The sequence below is a fragment of the Xanthomonas rydalmerensis genome, from assembly GCF_033170385.1.
In the GTDB taxonomy this organism is placed as follows: domain Bacteria; phylum Pseudomonadota; class Gammaproteobacteria; order Xanthomonadales; family Xanthomonadaceae; genus Xanthomonas_A; species Xanthomonas_A rydalmerensis.
Genome location: NZ_CP126170.1, coordinates 4,316,837 through 4,331,464 on the forward strand (window position 1 = coordinate 4,316,837; position 14,628 = coordinate 4,331,464).

Annotated in this window: 14 protein-coding genes and 1 riboswitch; of the genes, 7 read left to right on the forward strand and 7 right to left on the reverse strand. The window is 69.2% G+C overall.

The window, feature by feature from the left end; genetic code table 11:
• Positions 1-21: 21 nt before the first annotated feature.
• The 4 genes from QN245_RS18290 to QN245_RS18305 all read right to left on the reverse strand — a co-directional run bounded on the left by QN245_RS18290 (position 22) and on the right by QN245_RS18305 (position 3,409).
• Positions 22-1,392, reverse strand: coding sequence for a pyridoxal-phosphate dependent enzyme (locus tag QN245_RS18290; RefSeq protein WP_010340227.1), 1,371 nt, complete (start codon positions 1,390-1,392; stop codon positions 22-24).
• A 180-nt stretch (positions 1,393-1,572) separates the two neighbouring features.
• Positions 1,573-1,791, reverse strand: a complete 219-nt coding sequence (locus QN245_RS18295) for an HP1242/YdcH family protein (RefSeq protein WP_010340228.1) — start codon at positions 1,789-1,791, stop codon at positions 1,573-1,575.
• 335 nt (positions 1,792-2,126) lie between these two features.
• The gene (locus QN245_RS18300) at positions 2,127-2,999 is read right to left on the reverse strand and encodes an OmpA family protein (protein ID WP_317845399.1); all 873 of its coding nucleotides are present in this window, start codon (positions 2,997-2,999) and stop codon (positions 2,127-2,129) included.
• Between the two features lie 17 nt (positions 3,000-3,016).
• Positions 3,017-3,409: a DUF4398 domain-containing protein gene (locus QN245_RS18305; protein ID WP_048491628.1), complete on the reverse strand. Its 393-nt coding sequence runs from the start codon at positions 3,407-3,409 to the stop codon at positions 3,017-3,019.
• Between the two features lie 99 nt (positions 3,410-3,508).
• On the opposite strand from QN245_RS18305, the gene QN245_RS18310 reads away from it, so the two are divergent.
• Positions 3,509-4,645, forward strand: coding sequence for a PilT/PilU family type 4a pilus ATPase (locus tag QN245_RS18310; protein WP_160968863.1), 1,137 nt, complete (start codon positions 3,509-3,511; stop codon positions 4,643-4,645).
• A 466-nt stretch (positions 4,646-5,111) separates the two neighbouring features.
• Here QN245_RS18310 and maiA read toward each other — a convergent pair whose 3' ends face one another.
• Together maiA and QN245_RS18320 are read right to left on the reverse strand one after the other, a co-directional pair.
• The gene (gene maiA / locus QN245_RS18315) at positions 5,112-5,768 is read right to left on the reverse strand and encodes a maleylacetoacetate isomerase (protein WP_184448452.1); all 657 of its coding nucleotides are present in this window, start codon (positions 5,766-5,768) and stop codon (positions 5,112-5,114) included.
• A gap of 89 nt (positions 5,769-5,857) precedes the next feature.
• Positions 5,858-6,847, reverse strand: coding sequence for a fumarylacetoacetate hydrolase family protein (locus QN245_RS18320; RefSeq protein ID WP_317843833.1), 990 nt, complete (start codon positions 6,845-6,847; stop codon positions 5,858-5,860).
• Between the two features lie 345 nt (positions 6,848-7,192).
• Between QN245_RS18320 and QN245_RS18325 the strand changes: the two genes are divergently transcribed.
• The 3 genes from QN245_RS18325 to QN245_RS18335 all read left to right on the forward strand — a co-directional run bounded on the left by QN245_RS18325 (position 7,193) and on the right by QN245_RS18335 (position 9,771).
• On the forward strand, positions 7,193-8,566 hold the full coding sequence (locus tag QN245_RS18325; RefSeq protein WP_167087274.1) for a DEAD/DEAH box helicase: 1,374 nt from the start codon (positions 7,193-7,195) through the stop codon (positions 8,564-8,566).
• A gap of 191 nt (positions 8,567-8,757) precedes the next feature.
• Positions 8,758-9,117: a 6-carboxytetrahydropterin synthase QueD gene (gene queD, locus QN245_RS18330; RefSeq protein ID WP_017916250.1), complete on the forward strand. Its 360-nt coding sequence runs from the start codon at positions 8,758-8,760 to the stop codon at positions 9,115-9,117.
• Positions 9,118-9,393: 276 nt separating this feature from the next.
• Positions 9,394-9,771 (forward strand): phasin family protein, encoded by a 378-nt coding sequence (locus QN245_RS18335; protein WP_160968855.1) that lies wholly within the window; start codon positions 9,394-9,396, stop codon positions 9,769-9,771.
• A 413-nt stretch (positions 9,772-10,184) separates the two neighbouring features.
• Here the strand turns inward: QN245_RS18335 and bioD are convergent, their stop codons facing one another.
• A complete protein-coding gene (bioD, locus tag QN245_RS18340) occupies positions 10,185-10,874 on the reverse strand; it encodes a dethiobiotin synthase (RefSeq protein ID WP_317843834.1) in 690 nt (229 codons plus the stop codon).
• Between the two features lie 117 nt (positions 10,875-10,991).
• Here bioD and QN245_RS18345 point away from each other — a divergent pair, with 117 nt between their 5' ends.
• The 3 genes from QN245_RS18345 to btuB all read left to right on the forward strand — a co-directional run bounded on the left by QN245_RS18345 (position 10,992) and on the right by btuB (position 14,386).
• Positions 10,992-11,474, forward strand: a complete 483-nt coding sequence (locus QN245_RS18345; protein WP_317843835.1) for a GAF domain-containing protein — start codon at positions 10,992-10,994, stop codon at positions 11,472-11,474.
• Positions 11,471-11,899 carry a TfoX/Sxy family protein gene (locus QN245_RS18350; protein ID WP_317843836.1) on the forward strand — a complete coding sequence of 143 codons (429 nt, stop codon included), beginning with the start codon at positions 11,471-11,473 and terminating at the stop codon, positions 11,897-11,899. The genes QN245_RS18345 and QN245_RS18350 overlap by 4 nt, the downstream gene beginning before the upstream one ends.
• A gap of 284 nt (positions 11,900-12,183) precedes the next feature.
• Positions 12,184-12,400: riboswitch (cobalamin riboswitch) on the forward strand.
• A 114-nt stretch (positions 12,401-12,514) separates the two neighbouring features.
• Positions 12,515-14,386 carry a TonB-dependent vitamin B12 receptor gene (gene btuB / locus QN245_RS18355; protein WP_317843837.1) on the forward strand — a complete coding sequence of 624 codons (1,872 nt, stop codon included), beginning with the start codon at positions 12,515-12,517 and terminating at the stop codon, positions 14,384-14,386.
• Positions 14,387-14,628 lie beyond the last annotated feature (242 nt).

Consider the following 14,628-nt stretch of genomic DNA (forward strand, 5'->3'; position numbering starts at 1 on the left):
GCCGGCCAGCCGCGGGGAGTGTTACTGCACCCGGCGGCGCAGGTAGTTGAGCAGGTCGATACGGGTGATCAGGCCGAGGAAGGCGCCCTCGTTCATCACGATGGCGACCTGGCCGCGATCGAACACCGGCAGCAGGGCCTCGATCGGCGATTTGACGTCCAGCCGGTCGAGCTTGCTGACCATGGCCGTGGCCACCGGGTCACGGAACCTCGCCTCGTCGCCGTATACATGCAACAAGACGTCGCTTTCGTCGACGATGCCGACGAGTTGGTCGCCCTCCATCACCGGCAGCTGCGACACGTCGTACAGTTTCATGCGCTGGTAGGCGGTGGTCAGCAGGTCCTTGGGGCCGACCACCACGGTGTCGCGCTGGCTGTACGGGCGCAGGATCAGGTCGCGCAGGTCGCCGTGCTGCGGGCGCTCCAGGAAGCCGTTGTCCAGCATCCAGTAGTCGTTGTACATCTTCGACAGGTACTTGTTGCCGGTGTCGCAGACGAACACCAGCACCCGCTTGGGCTCGGTCTGTGCGCGGCAGTACTTCAACGCCGCCGCCAGCAGGGTGCCGGTGGAGGAGCCACCGAGGATGCCCTCCTTGGCCAGCAGCTCGCGCGCGGTGTGGAAGCTCTCGGCGTCGCTGATCGAATAGGCCTTCTTGACCCGGCTGAAATCGGAGATCGCCGGCAGGAAGTCCTCGCCGATGCCTTCCACCAGCCAGCTGCCGGACTTCTCGCTGACCGTGCCCTGCTCGATGTACTCGGTCAGGATCGACCCGACCGGGTCGGCCAGCACCAGCTCAGTGTGCGGCGAGGCGGCGGCGAAGGCACGCGACAGGCCGGTCATGGTGCCGGAGCTGCCGCAGCCGAACACGATCGCGTCCAGCCGGCCGTCCATCTGCCGCAGGATCTCCGGGCCGGTGCCGAACTCGTGTGCGGCCGGGTTGTCGGGGTTGCCGAACTGGTTGATGAAATAGGCGCCAGGGGTCTCGGCGGCGATGCGCGCGGCCAGGTCCTGGTAGTACTCCGGGTGGCCCTTGGCCACGTCGGAGCGGGTCAGCACGACCTCGGCGCCCATCGCCTTGAGGTTGAAGATCTTCTCCCGGCTCATCTTGTCCGGGACCACCAGGATCAGCTTGTAGCCCTTCTGCTGGGCGACCAGGGCCAGGCCGATGCCGGTATTGCCGGCGGTACCCTCGACCAGCACCGCGCCCGGCTTGAGGTCGCCGCGGCGCTCGGCCGCCTCGATCATCGACAGGCCGATGCGATCCTTGATCGAGCCGCCGGGATTGGCGCTCTCCAGCTTCAGGTACAGCTCGCACACCCCGGTGTCGAGCTTGCTGGCCTTGACGATGGGGGTGTCGCCGATCAGGTCGAGTACGGAGGAGTGAATGGCCATCGGGTCCGAATGCGTCGCGCCGCGGCAGCGGCTGGACCGGTCATTATCCCCGCTCGGGGATGGAAACGCGCGGCGGGGACGAAAAAAGCCGCGATCGCGGCTTTGGAGGGGGATGACGCGGACGGTGGCAAACCGACGAGGAGGCCAGCCACCGCCCGCGACAAGGGGGCAATAGTACGGTCAGTGCGGCTTCTGCTCGTAAAGGCGCAGCAGCTTTTCCTTGGCGGCGAGCTTTTCGCGCTTCATCTGCGCCAGGGTGACATCGTCGATCGGCAGCACGCCGAGTTCGGCGTCCATGCACTTCTTGTCCAAGGTCTTGTGGCGCTGGTAGAGCTGCTTGAACTCCGGATCGGACTTGATCAACGCGTCGATTTCGGTCTGCGGTTGCCCTTCGAACATAGGAATAGCCTCCTTCAGCTAGAAACAAGAACGCCCCGGCCGCTGCGGCACGGGGCGTTGCCTGGGAGCGGAAGCGCGCGAGCCGCCGGCTGCACACCGCTGCAACGCCTGGAACCATGGTTCCTGCGACGTCGGACTGCGGTGCGCACCACTGCGTCATCGGCTCGAACTCCTCCGTTGGCACCAGGCGGCGGGAGTGCCACCTGGAATACCGACCCTACGCTTCCCCACCGCCGCGAACAAGAGAAGCAGGCCCGCTTTGCCGCATTCAGTTGCTCGGCGCTCAGGCCCAGGGAAAAACCCCGTTAAACCGCCTGCGCGGGCACCCGCAGACCTTAGGGCGCGATCACAACTTCGGCCGAACGCGCCTTGGTCGAGGGCCCCTTCTTGCCGACCGCCTGCACCCGGTTGGCAGGCACGCCGCCGCTGACCAGGGCCGCGCGCAGGGCGTCGGCGCGCTTCTGCGCCACGCCGGCGTCGGTGTCGTAGGCCTCGACCCGCACCTTGCCCTTGCTGATCTGCAGGTACTGCGACAGGGCCTTGGCCTGGTTGGTGGCATCGCCCGACAACGCGGCCTTGCCGGCACCGAAGGCCGCACCGGAGAAGGTGAAGACCTCCCCGCGGGTCTCGAAGCGCGAGGCCGGCAGCTTGGTACCGGCGACCAGTTCGGCCTCCTCGCGCGCCAGCTTGGCCGACTTCTGCTGCGCGGCGCTGAGCTTGGCGGTCTGCTGCCCGGCGACGCTGGCCAGCGCGGCATCCGCGTCCGCCCGCGCGGCCTGCTCGGCCTCGGCGGCCTGGCGCAGGCTCTCGGCCTCCTCGGCCTGGATCTGCGCCTGCACGCGCAGGCGCTCGGCCTCCTGGCGGGCGCGGGCGGCCTCGCGACGGCTGGCCTCGATCAGCAGGTCGCTGCGGGTCTTCTCCAACTGGTCGACCTGGCGCCGGGCGATTTCGGCGCGGGCCATGGTTTCGGCGATCTCGACCCGGCGCTCGGCCAGGTAGCGCGCCTCGTCGCGCTCCTTGCGCTTGGCGTTGGCGAAGTTGGCCACCGCCTGCTGCGCCTGCAGGCGCTCGTAGGCGGCGACATCGGCATTGAGCGGATCGGCCTGCAGCGCCATCAGGCGCTGGTTGAGCACGGCCAGCTCGGGATCGTCGGCCGCCATCGCGCCCAGCGGCGCCAGCAGCAACGCCAGCAGGGCCAGGCGGCGCATTCCGTGCAGGACGCGGCTCATGGACGGCCCTCCCCGGTGCCCAGGGTCTGTTGCAGTTGGGCCACCTCGGCCTGGCGCTGCTTCAGTTGCGCATTGGCCACCGCCTCCTCGCTGCGCGCCCGCGCCAGGTCGGCATCGGCGGCCACGCGCAGCGCCAGCTGCGGCGCGGTCTTGCGCTGGCGGCGGTCGAGCGCGGCCTGCTGCGCCTGTTCCAGGCCCTGGCGGGCACTGGCCAGCAGGTCCGGCGCGTACTGGTCGGCATCGGCCTGGATCGCGCGCTGCACCGCCTGCTGGGCAGACAGCAGCTCCGGCGAGGCCACCTGGGCGAACGCGGCCGGCGCGGCGAACAACGCCAATGCGCAGGCCATCACATACTGCTGACAACGGAAGTGTGCGAAGCTAGTTTTCATCTAGGGGGGCCGTGGACGGAGACGTCGGTCACGGCCATTGTCGGAAGCCTGTGGCGCGCTTGCAACGGGCGATTGCGGATCGTTGGGGAACCATTGCGCATGGATATCGGCTATTTCCTGAAGCTGATGACCGAAAAGAACGCCTCGGACATGTTCCTGACCACGGGAGCACCGGTCTATATCAAGATCGAAGGCAAGCTGTACCCGCTCGGCGCCACCGGCCTGCCGCCGGGCATGGTCAAGAAGATCGCCTACTCGCTGATGGACGAAGGCCAGGTGCCGCAGTTCGAGCGGGACCTGGAATTGAACATGGCCATCGCCCTGCAGGACGCCGGACGTTTTCGCGTCAACGTGTTCAAGCAGCGCGGCGAGGTCGGCATGGTGATCCGCGCGATCCGCAGCAAGATCCCCAGCATCGAAGAGCTGCACCTGCCACAGGTGCTCAAGGACGTGATCATGACCCCGCGCGGGCTGGTCCTGGTGGTCGGCTCGACCGGCTCGGGCAAGTCCACCTCGCTGGCGTCGATGATCGACTACCGCAACAGCACCACCACCGGGCACATCCTCACCATCGAGGACCCAATCGAATACCTGCACAAGCACAAGCTGTCCATCGTCAACCAGCGCGAGGTCGGGCTGGACACCCACGCCTTCCACAACGCACTGAAGAACGCGATGCGCGAGGCGCCGGACGTGATCCTGATCGGCGAGATCCTGGACGCGGAGACCATGGAGGCGGCCATCGCCTTCGCCGAGACCGGGCACCTGTGCCTGGCCACTCTCCACTCCAACAATGCCGACCAGACCATCGAGCGCATCCTCAACTTCTTCCCCGAGAACGCGCACAAGAACGTGCTGATGAACCTGTCGCTGAACCTGCGCGCGGTGATTTCGCAGCGCCTGGTCAAGGACAGCAGCGGCCGCCGCCGGCCGGCCTCGGAAGTGCTGCTGAACACGCCGATGATCCGCGACCTGCTGCGCCGCGGCCAGGTCCACGAGATCAAGCAGGCGATGGAGGAGTCGCTGGAGGAAGGCATGGAAACCTTCGATCAGTGCCTGTTCCGCATGGTCAAGCAGGGCCAGATCGAGCAGGAGGAAGCGCTGCGCGCGGCCGACTCGCGCGACGGCCTGGCCCTGAAGTTCCGCCTGTCCGAAGGCGGCAGCGGCGAGCACGACCCCTATGCCGACTACGACAGCCCCAGCGCCGCGCCGCGGATCACCCACGGGTTCGTCTGAGGCCTCCGGCGAGGGCGCGGCCGGGGCTTCGCAGGTCTGCGATCGCGATGCAGCCGCGGCAACGGCGGCAACAGTGGACCGACCGCCCATCGGCGGTCGCTGCCGCGTCGCCCTTGCCAGGGCAAACGCCACTTCCACGCAGTTACGCGCCATGCCCGGCCCCAGCCACTGCGGGAGTCAACTGTCATGCAGCCGCGACGCGCGAAGCCAAAAGCCGACTGACACCCCCCGTCGTCGGGACTGAAGTCCCTCCCACAGTGCACCCGGCGAGTTCGCCGCAAGCTTCTATGGAAGCGACTTCAGCCGCGACGCGCGAAAGCCGGAGCGTCCGACACACTGCAGTTGGGACGGAAGCCCCTCTCATACCCTCACGCGCAACGATGCGGCGGTGGAGGGTGGTGGTGGCCGACCGGGCATCATCGGAAGCCCGGTCGCGACGGAAGCCGCTGCTACGGCGCAGCGCGACTCACTGCGCGTCGGGCTGGTTCTCCGGGCGCGCCGCCTCGAATGCCGGCAACGCCAGGCAGGCGCGCTCGATCCGTTTCAGGGTCGGGTAGACCTGCAGGTCCACGCCGAAGCGACGCGCGTTGTACAGCTGCGGCACCAGGCAGCAGTCGGCCAGGCCCGGCTGCTCGCCGTGGCAGAAGCGGCCAGTGTCGGGCGACTCGGCCAGCAACTGCTCCAGCGCGTCGAAGCCGGTCTGCATCCAGTGCCGCATCCACTCCTCGCGCTCGGGCTGCGGCACGTTCCAGGCGCTCTCGAAGAACTGCGCCACGCGCAGGTTGTTGAGCGGATGGATGTCGCAGGCGATCAGTTGCGCCAGGCCGCGCACGCGGGCGCGGTCGATCGGCGCGTCCGGCAGCAGTGGCGGCTCCGGCCAGCGCTCGTCCAGGTATTCCAGGATCGCCAGCGACTGGCGGATCGGCTGGCCGTCGTGGCACAGGGTCGGCACCAGTTCCTGCGGGTTCAACCGCGCATATTCCGGCGAGTGCTGCTGCCCGCCGTCGCGCACCAGGTGCACCGGCAGCGACTGGTAGGCCAGACGCTTGAGCTCCAGCGCGATGCGCACCCGGTACGCGGCGCTGGACCGCCAGTAGGTGTAAAGCTGCAGTGCCTCGTCCATGCCCGCCTCCGTCTGCGCAATCGACAACGATACCGGTGGACAGCGGCGGTGCGGCGCCGCCGGTCGCCCCGGTAGCGCCGCCGGCCGGGTCAGGGCAGCGGTGCCTGCTCGATGCGCTGCTCGATCGCGCCGAAGATGCTCACTCCGTCACGGTCCAGCATCTCGATCCGCACCACGTCGCCGAAGGACATGTACGGGGTACTCGGCTTGCCGTCGCGCAGGGTTTCCACGGTGCGCTGCTCGGCGAAGCAGGAGGCGCCACGCGTGGTGTCCTGGTTGGCGATGGTGCCCGAGCCGACCACCGCGCCGGCCGCCAGCGGCCGGGTCTTGGCCGCATGCGCGACCAACTGCGCGAAATCGAACTGCATGTCCTCGCCGGCTTCCGGCGCGCCGAACCAGGCGCCGTTGATGTGGGTCAGCAGCGGCAGGTGCACCTTGTTGCCCTGCCAGGCCTCGCCCAGTTCGTCGGGGGTGACGAACACCGGCGACAGCGCCGAACGCGGCTTGGACTGCACGAAGCCGAAGCCCTTGGCCAGCTCCGGCGGAATCAGGTTGCGCAGCGACACGTCGTTGACCAGGCCGATCAGCTGGATGTGCGCGGCGGCCTGCGCCGGGCTGACCGCCATCGGCACGTCGTCGGTGACCACCACGATCTCGGCCTCCAGGTCGATGCCGTAGTCCTCGCTGACCACCTTGACCGCATCGCGCGGGCCGTAGAAGCCGGCGCTGACCGCCTGGTACATCAGCGGATCGGTGTAGAAGCTCTCCGGCACCTCGGCGCCGCGCGCACGGCGCACCCGCTCGACGTGCGGCAGGTAGGCGCTGCCGTCGAGGAATTCGTAGGCGCGCGGCAGTGGCGCCGCCAGTGCCGCCATGTCCAGGTCGAACTGGCCGTCGGCGCTGCCGTCGTTGAGCGACTCGGACAGGGCGTTCAGACGCGGGGCGAGTTTGCTCCAGTCCTCCAGCGCGCGCTGCAGGGTCGGTGCGATGCCGGTGGCGCGCACGGCGCGGGTCAGATCGCGGGACACGACGATCAGGGTGCCGTCGCGACCGCCTTCCTTCAGGGAACCTAGCTTCATGTCCGTCCAGTGCTGGGGGCTGAGCCGGCGATTGTACGGCCAGACGCCGGCTTGGTTTCAACTGAAACGGACACCGCGTTTGTGCAGCGCGCCAATTCAGGTAGACTATGTCGGTCTGCATGCGGCCGTCCGTTTCCCTCAGGGACAGCCGGCGAGGCCAGGATCGCAACGATCCGACTCGCCCGCCCCACCCGACGCCTTTCGTGGTGCCGACGAACCCCAGCCTTGCGCTGCGGGTTGATCCACCCTCTCGCAGCGCGGTTCACGGGAACGCTCCGAGCCTCACCTACTTGCGCCTGCGCGCCGGGTCCGTCCCGGCGTCGGCGCGTTATCCGGAGCATTCTCATGTCGTTCGAATCCCTGGGCCTTGCGCCCTTCCTGCTGCGCGCGTTGGCCGAGCAGGGCTACGAAACCCCCACCCCGATCCAGGCGCAGGCCATTCCCGTCGCCCTGGAAGGCCATGACCTGATGGCCGGCGCGCAGACCGGCACCGGCAAGACCGCCGCGTTCGGGCTGCCGCTGCTGCAGCACCTGGGCACCTCGCCGCAGCCGGTCAGCAGTGGCGGCCCGCGCAAGCCGCGCGCGCTGATCCTGACCCCGACCCGCGAGCTGGCCACCCAGGTGCACGACAGCCTGCGCGGCTACAGCAAGTACCTGCGCATCCCCAGCACCACCATCTACGGTGGCGTGGGCATGGGCAACCAGCTCGACGCGCTGCGTCGCGGCGTGGACCTGCTGATCGCCTGCCCAGGCCGCCTGCTCGACCATCTGGAGCGTCGCAGCGTAGACCTGTCGGGCATCGAGATCCTGGTGCTGGACGAGGCCGACCGCATGCTCGACATGGGCTTCCTGCCGTCGATCAAGCGCATCCTCGCCAAGCTGCCCAAGCAGAACCGGCAGACCCTGCTGTTCTCGGCCACCTTCGAGGAAGGCATCAAGCAGCTGGCCCGCGAGTTCATGCACGACCCGCAGGAAATCCAGGCCACCCCGAGCAACACCGTGGCCGACACCATCACCCACCGCGTGCACCCCGTGGACGGCGCGCGCAAGCGCGAACTGCTGCTGCACCTGCTGGCCGCCGACTCGCGCAAGCAGACCCTGGTGTTCGCCCGCACCAAGCACGGTGCCGACAAGCTGACCATGTTCCTGGACAAGTCCGGGCTGAAGACCGCCGCGATCCACGGCAACAAGAGCCAGGGCCAGCGCCTGCGCGCGCTGAGCGACTTCAAGGCCGGCCGCATCACCGTACTGGTGGCGACCGACATCGCCGCGCGCGGCATCGACATCGACCAGTTGCCCAAGGTCATCAACTACGACCTGCCGATGGTCGCCGAGGACTACGTGCACCGCATCGGCCGCACCGGCCGCAACGGTTCGACCGGCGAGGCGATCTCGCTGGTGGCGCAGGACGAGGCCAAGCTGCTGCGCGCGATCGCGCGCATGCTCAAGCGCGAGATGGACATCCGCGACGTGCCGGGCTTCGAGCCGGTGACGCCGATCCGCTGGGGCAACAACAACCCGCCGGACGAGCGTCCGGGCGGTGCCCGTCCGCCGCGTCGCGGCAGCCATGCCCGTCGCGGCCATGGCGATGCGCCGGCGCACGCGCATGCACATGCCGGCAGCAAGAAGCCCGGCGGCAACCACGCCGACGGCGCCCGCCGCCAAGGCCAGGGACGCCGGCAGGGCAACGGCGGCAACCGTCCCGCCGCGCCGCGCTGATCGCAGCGCTCGTACAGCGCTGCCGCATCACTCGACAAGCCGCCCTTCGGGGCGGCTTTTTCGTTGCGTGGTCCCAGCGCGGGCACAGGCACGGCGTCGCCGTGCGATGCCCGCCACGGGGCGCCGCCGCTGCATCGCCTCGACCCGCGCGCGACCGCGCCGCTCCCGCCCCTGCCCGTACAATGCCGCCCATGGATATCTTCAAAGTCTTCACCCTCGAAGCCGCACACCGCCTGCCCAACGTGCCGCCCGGCCACAAGTGCGCGCGCTTGCACGGGCACTCGTTCCGCATCGAGCTGCACGTCAGCGGCGAACCCGGCGCCGAGAGCGGCTGGGTCATGGATTTCGGCGACATCAAGGCGGCCTTCCGCCCGCTCTACGACCAGCTCGACCACCATTACCTCAACGACATCGAGGGCCTGGACAACCCCACCAGCGAACGCCTGGCGGTGTGGATCTGGGACCGGCTCAAGCCGGCGCTGCCGCTGCTGAGCGAAGTGGTGGTTCATGAAACCTGCACCTCCGGCTGCCGTTATCGCGGTCCGGGTTGAAAGGCTGGGAATGGAGAATGGGGAGTGGGGAATCGCAAGGGCGGCACCGCGGTGGCTGAGCGTTTGCGATGCCGCCTGCCCGTGCGTCGTAGCGCGCATTGGCGCTTGCCAGAAACCCAGAGGCGCCTTGCCGAGCCCCGGAAAATTGCGCCAAGCCATTGATCCGGAAGGTAGATTGAACGCATCCTGAGCGGCTTCAGAAAATTTTGTTGCATCGCAGCAGAATGGGCGTATGTTGCACTGCAACAGCAGTCGGCATTCCAACGGAGTTGCATGATGTCCGCTCAATTCAACGATCAGTTCAGCAGCTACACCCAGCAGTTCGCCGCCGCCGCGGCGCGTGCCAACCGCCTGGCGCTGGAGAGCGCCGAGAGCGTGTTCGGCGTGCAGTTGAAGACCTTCGAGAAGAACGTGTCGGCCACCACCGGCTTCCTCGGCGAACTGACCGAGGCCCGCGATCTGGGTACCGTGCAGGCGCTGTGGCCGAAGGGCCTGCAGATCGCCCGCGACAACTTCGAGCGGCTGGCCACGGCCAACCAGGAAGTGTTCGGCCTGGGCCTGAAGACCTCCGAGGCGATCGGCCAGCTGGCCAAGCACCAGTTCGAGGCGGCGACCGAACAGGCTGCGCCCAAGGCCAAGCCCACCGCCAAGTAACACCGTTTTCGACGTCGCTGCGGTTCGCCGCCCGACGCACGCTCGGTCTGCATGGGTCCCTCCCCCCGTGCAACCCCAGGCCCGGTAGATCCCTCCCTCTACCGGGCCTTTTTTATGGGCGGGATTCGGGAGTGGGGATTGGGGATTTGTCGATCTCGCGCGTCCCGGCGTTCCTGGCTTCCTTCATGGGAGAGGCTTCAGCGCCGATGCTCTGCTCGAAACCGGTAGATCTCTTCTTCTACCGGCTTATGCGCGCGCTTCGGGAGTGGGAGCGACATTCGGGACGAGCCGATCCCGCCGTCGGGATACCTGTCTGCGGGAAGGGCTTCAGCCCCGACGCGTCATCGGCAAGGCGTCGGGACTGAAGTCCCTCCCACACAAGCCGGCTGCGCAGCGCGCGTCTCGGCAGCGGCTCAGTCCGGGGACATTCCCGCCCACGGCTGCAACTCCGCCGCCAACTGCGCGGCCTGCGGTTGCGGCCGGTACGGCAAGCGCCCCCAGCACGGCATCGGCAGACGCGCGCGCAGCATCGCCATGTTGTCGTCGATGCGCTCCATCGCCGGGTCGATCTCGTTGCCGATCCAGCCGATGCACTGCAGGCCGTCGGCGGCGATCGCCGCGGCGCTGAGCCGGGCATGGTTGAGGCAGCCCAGGCGCAGGCCGACCACCAGCACCACCGGCAGCCCCAGCGCGCGCGCCAGATCGGCCTGATCCAGCGTCGCCGACAGCGGCGCCGCCCAGCCGCCGACACCCTCCACCACCACCACGTCGGCCTGCGCGCGCAGGCGTTCGAAGGCGGCGGCGATCGGCACCAGTTCCAGTTGCACGCCGGCATCGGCGGCGGCCAATTCCGGCGCCAGCGGCAGCGGCAACGCGTAGGGATTGAGATCGGCGTAGGCCGGCCGCGGCGCGCTCGCGTCCTGCAGGGCAAGCGCGTCCTCGTTGCGCCAGCCGTCGGCGTCGCGGCTGCAGCCGCTGGCGACCGGCTTCATGCCCACCGCGCGCTGGCCACGCGCGCGCAAGGCATGCAGCAGCGCGGTGCTGGCGATGGTCTTGCCGATGCCGGTATCGGTGCCGGTGACGTAGAAGGCGGGAACAGCCATGCGAAAACCCTGTCGGTTGGCCGGCGGGACGCGCGGCGGCGCGCAGGATAGCCGGGCGCGTCGCGCGCGTCAGCCGCCGCGGTGCCGGCGGACGCAGCGCGCTGCTAGACTCGCGCGATGTTCGCCTCGTCCTCGCTCACCGGCAGCAAGCCGGAACAGTACGCCCAGTTGCTCGACCAGGCCCGTGCCCTGGTCGCCGGGGAGCCCGACCGCATCGCCAATGCCGCCAACCTGGCGGCGCTGGTGTACCACGCGCTGCCGCGGCTGAACTGGGTCGGTTTCTATCTCTACGACGGCAAGGAACTGGTGGTCGGCCCGTTCCAGGGCCTGCCCGCCTGCGTGCGCATTCCGCTGCACAAGGGCGTGTGCGGCGCGGCCGCCAGCAGCGGCCAGACCCAGCGCATCGACGACGTGGAGGCGTTCCCCGGACACATTGCCTGCGATTCCGCCTCGCGCTCGGAACTGGTGGTGCCGCTGCTGCGCGGCAGTGCATTGGTCGGCGTGTTCGACCTGGACAGCCCGGACCTGGCCCGCTTCGACGCCGACGACCAGCGCGGCCTGGAAGCGATCGCCCAGGTCTTCGTCGACAGCCTGCGATGAGCACGGCCAAGCTGCGCAACATCGGCCCCAAGAGCGCGGCCTGGCTGCGCCAGGTCGGCGTGCGCACGCAGCAGGACCTGGAGGCGGCCGGCGCGGTCGGCGCCTTCGTCAAGGTCAAGCGCGCCGGCTTCAAGCCCAGCCTCAACCTGCTGTATTCGCTGGAAGGCGCGCTCAGCGGCTGTCACTGGCAGGAACTGTCCGAGGCGCGGCGCGCGCAGTTGCTGGGCGAGCTAGAGACCGCGACGGCGGCGCTGCCGGCGCAGCGCGGCCTGCCGGTGGCCGGGCCGGTGGCGACCACCCATTTCGACCGCGACGACACGCGCGGCGACGACGCTGCCGACGGCGCCTACGCGCACGAGGCGCACGACACGCCGGTGGGCGACCATCACGGCGACGACGACAGCCACGGCACCCACGCCGACTAGGGCGTTGCCGCATCCCCAAGCATGCCGCGCCTTGATTGCGCATGCCTGTGACAACGCAGAACGTGGACGTGAGTCCGCGCCCGAGCGACAACGCGACCACGGACGCACGCGATCACAGCCCTTCGGGCGAGGTCTGGCCGGCATGTCGCCTGCGCCGCGCGGCCCGACCTGACTGCCCGTCGGCGCTGCGCCGCGCACCACCGGTGGCGCGCTTGCCAGACCCAAAGCCGCACCCCCGGGATGGATGGGCATGCCCTACCCCGCGCAGCCAGCGGCGATCGCGTACAATCGCGCCGCTTCAAGGTGACCCACCGGCTCCGGCCAGCGGGTTGAAACGGGAAGCCGGTGCGTCTTGCGACAAGGCCGGCGCTGCCCCCGCAACGGTAAGCGATCCGCGCTGACGACTTTCGCCACTGTGCCACGGCATGGGAAGGCGTCGCAGCCGGGAGGCCCGCCTCCCAGATCGCCAGCCCGGAGACCGGCCTTGCAGCTCACTGGTTGCGATGCGGAGGGCGTCGCGGCGTGCCGCGCCGCGTTCGGCGCCGTCCGCTTGCACCTTCCGTTCGCGACTCCCTCGCCGTCACAGCGCGCAGCCGCGCGCCGGAGTTGCCACCCATGTCGTCCCGCCTGCTTTCGGTCGCGATCGCGTCCGCCCTGTCCCTGCCCGCGCTGGCCCACGCCGCCGACGCCGCCACCGATCTCGACCAGGTCCTGGTCACCGCCACCCGCACTCAGATCTCGGTGGAGGACAGCGTGGTCCCGGCGCAGGTCATCGACCGCGCGGAGATCGAGCGCAGCCAGGCCACGTCGCTGGCGCAGCTGCTGCAGGGCCGCGCCGGCATCGGCATCTCCAACCAGGGCGGCCTGGGCAAGCTGACCACGCTGAGCCTGCGCGGCAGCGAATCGGACCACGTGCTGGTGCTGGTGGACGGCGTGCGCATCGGCTCGGCCAGCGCCGGCCTGGCCGCGTTCCAGGACCTGCCGCTGAGCCAGATCGAGCGCATCGAGATCGTGCGTGGCCCGCGGTCGAGCCTGTACGGCTCCGACGCGATCGGCGGCGTCATCCAGATCTTCACCCGCCGCGGCGGTCAGGGCTTCCAGCAGAACCTGAGCCTGGGCGGCGGCAGCCACGGCCTGCGCGAGGCCGGCGCCGGCTTCAGCAACCGCGGCGAGCGCGGCTGGCTGGCCGTGCAGGGCGGCTACCAGAAGACCGACGGCATCAATGCCTGCAACGGCTCGGCCACGCTGTTCGCGGGCTGCTTCGTCGACCAGCCCGACCGCGACGGCTACCGCAACGTCTCGCTGAGCGCGCGCGGCGGCTACGCGCTGACCGACACGCTGCGCATCGAAGGCCAGGCGCTGAACATCGACAGCCGCAACGAGTACGACGGCGATCCGCTGTTCGCCGGCAACGAGGCCGACAACACCCAGCAGGTGTTCGGCGGCAAGCTCGACTGGACCCCGTCCGATCGCCTGCACCTGGCCGCGCAGTTCGGTCGCAACGTCGACGACGCCGACAGCTACTACCGTGCCCCCGGCGCGCGCACCCGCAGCTTCGTCAGCACCTTCGACAGCCGCCGCGACACCGCCGCGCTGCAGGGCGACATCACCCTCGCCGAAGGCCACCTGCTCAGCGTCGGCAGCGACTGGCAGCGCGAGCACGTCACCAGCACCACCGCTTTCGACGTCGACAGCCGCGACAACACCGGCGTGTTCGCCGAGTACCAGGGCCGTTTCGGCGCGCAGCAGGTGCAGGCCAGCGTGCGCAGCGACGACAACGAGCAGTTCGGCGAACACACCACCGGCAGCCTCGGCTGGGGCCTGGCGCTGGCGCATGGCCTCAAGCTCACCGCCAGCGTCGGCACCGGCTTCAAGGCGCCGACCTTCAACGACCTGTACTACCCGTTCGCCGGCAATCCGGAGTTGAAGCCGGAGCGTTCCAAGAGCGGCAACCTGGGCGTGGCGCAGTACGCCGACAGCTGGAACTGGACCTTCAACGCCTACGAGACCCGGGTCAAGGACCTGATCTCCTACGACGCGATCAGCTTCCTGCCGGTCAACGTGGACGAGGCGCGCATCCGCGGCGCCGAACTGACCGGCTATGCGCTGCTGGCCGGCTGGGAACTGTCGGCGCAGCTGAGCCACACCGACCCGCGCAACCGCAGCGATGGCGGCAACCGCGACAACTGGCTGGCGCGTCGCGCGCAGAACACCGCGCGCCTGGACGTGGATCGCGGCATCGGCCCGGTCAAGCTCGGCGTCACCGTGTTCGGCAGCGGCCACCGCTTCGACGACGCGGCCAACCGCGTACGCCTGGCCGGCTACGGCACCGTCGACCTGCGCGCGGAATACGCGTTCACCCCGGACTGGACGCTGCAGGCCAAGGCCAGCAACGTGTTCGACCGCGACTACCAGACCATCAACTGGTACAACCAGCCGGGCCGCGAGTACGCGCTGACCCTGCGCTACGCGCCGGCGGCGCGCTGAGTCGGCGCCCCGCGCTGCGCCGGCGGGCGTGGCGCGGGGCAGCCCGCACGGAAAACACGCGCGTCTTTTTTGTAGGAGCGGCTTTAGCCGCGACAGGCTTTCCCGCGAACTCCCGTCGCGGCTGAAGCCGCTCCGCATGTGCGACCACGTCGGATGTAGATGCGCGCATTCTCAACGCAGGCATGCGCGATGCATCGCGCAGTTGGTCGCTCGCGATAAGGGCCGCTGGCTGTCGAACGCAA

Excerpts from the sequence above, each read along its gene's own strand:
- QN245_RS18290 (WP_010340227.1), bottom strand. The coding sequence starts at position 1,392 with ATGGCCATTCACTCCTCCGTACTCGACCTGATCGGCGACACCCCCATC.
- QN245_RS18295 (WP_010340228.1), bottom strand. The coding sequence starts at position 1,791 with ATGTTCGAAGGGCAACCGCAGACCGAAATCGACGCGTTGATCAAGTCC.
- QN245_RS18300 (WP_317845399.1), bottom strand. The coding sequence starts at position 2,999 with ATGCGCCGCCTGGCCCTGCTGGCGTTGCTGCTGGCGCCGCTGGGCGCG.
- QN245_RS18305 (WP_048491628.1), bottom strand. The coding sequence starts at position 3,409 with ATGAAAACTAGCTTCGCACACTTCCGTTGTCAGCAGTATGTGATGGCC.
- QN245_RS18310 (WP_160968863.1), top strand. The coding sequence starts at position 3,509 with ATGGATATCGGCTATTTCCTGAAGCTGATGACCGAAAAGAACGCCTCG.
- maiA (WP_184448452.1), bottom strand. The coding sequence starts at position 5,768 with ATGGACGAGGCACTGCAGCTTTACACCTACTGGCGGTCCAGCGCCGCG.
- QN245_RS18320 (WP_317843833.1), bottom strand. The coding sequence starts at position 6,847 with ATGAAGCTAGGTTCCCTGAAGGAAGGCGGTCGCGACGGCACCCTGATC.
- QN245_RS18325 (WP_167087274.1), top strand. The coding sequence starts at position 7,193 with ATGTCGTTCGAATCCCTGGGCCTTGCGCCCTTCCTGCTGCGCGCGTTG.
- queD (WP_017916250.1), top strand. The coding sequence starts at position 8,758 with ATGGATATCTTCAAAGTCTTCACCCTCGAAGCCGCACACCGCCTGCCC.
- QN245_RS18335 (WP_160968855.1), top strand. The coding sequence starts at position 9,394 with ATGTCCGCTCAATTCAACGATCAGTTCAGCAGCTACACCCAGCAGTTC.
- bioD (WP_317843834.1), bottom strand. The coding sequence starts at position 10,874 with ATGGCTGTTCCCGCCTTCTACGTCACCGGCACCGATACCGGCATCGGC.
- QN245_RS18345 (WP_317843835.1), top strand. The coding sequence starts at position 10,992 with ATGTTCGCCTCGTCCTCGCTCACCGGCAGCAAGCCGGAACAGTACGCC.
- QN245_RS18350 (WP_317843836.1), top strand. The coding sequence starts at position 11,471 with ATGAGCACGGCCAAGCTGCGCAACATCGGCCCCAAGAGCGCGGCCTGG.
- btuB (WP_317843837.1), top strand. The coding sequence starts at position 12,515 with ATGTCGTCCCGCCTGCTTTCGGTCGCGATCGCGTCCGCCCTGTCCCTG.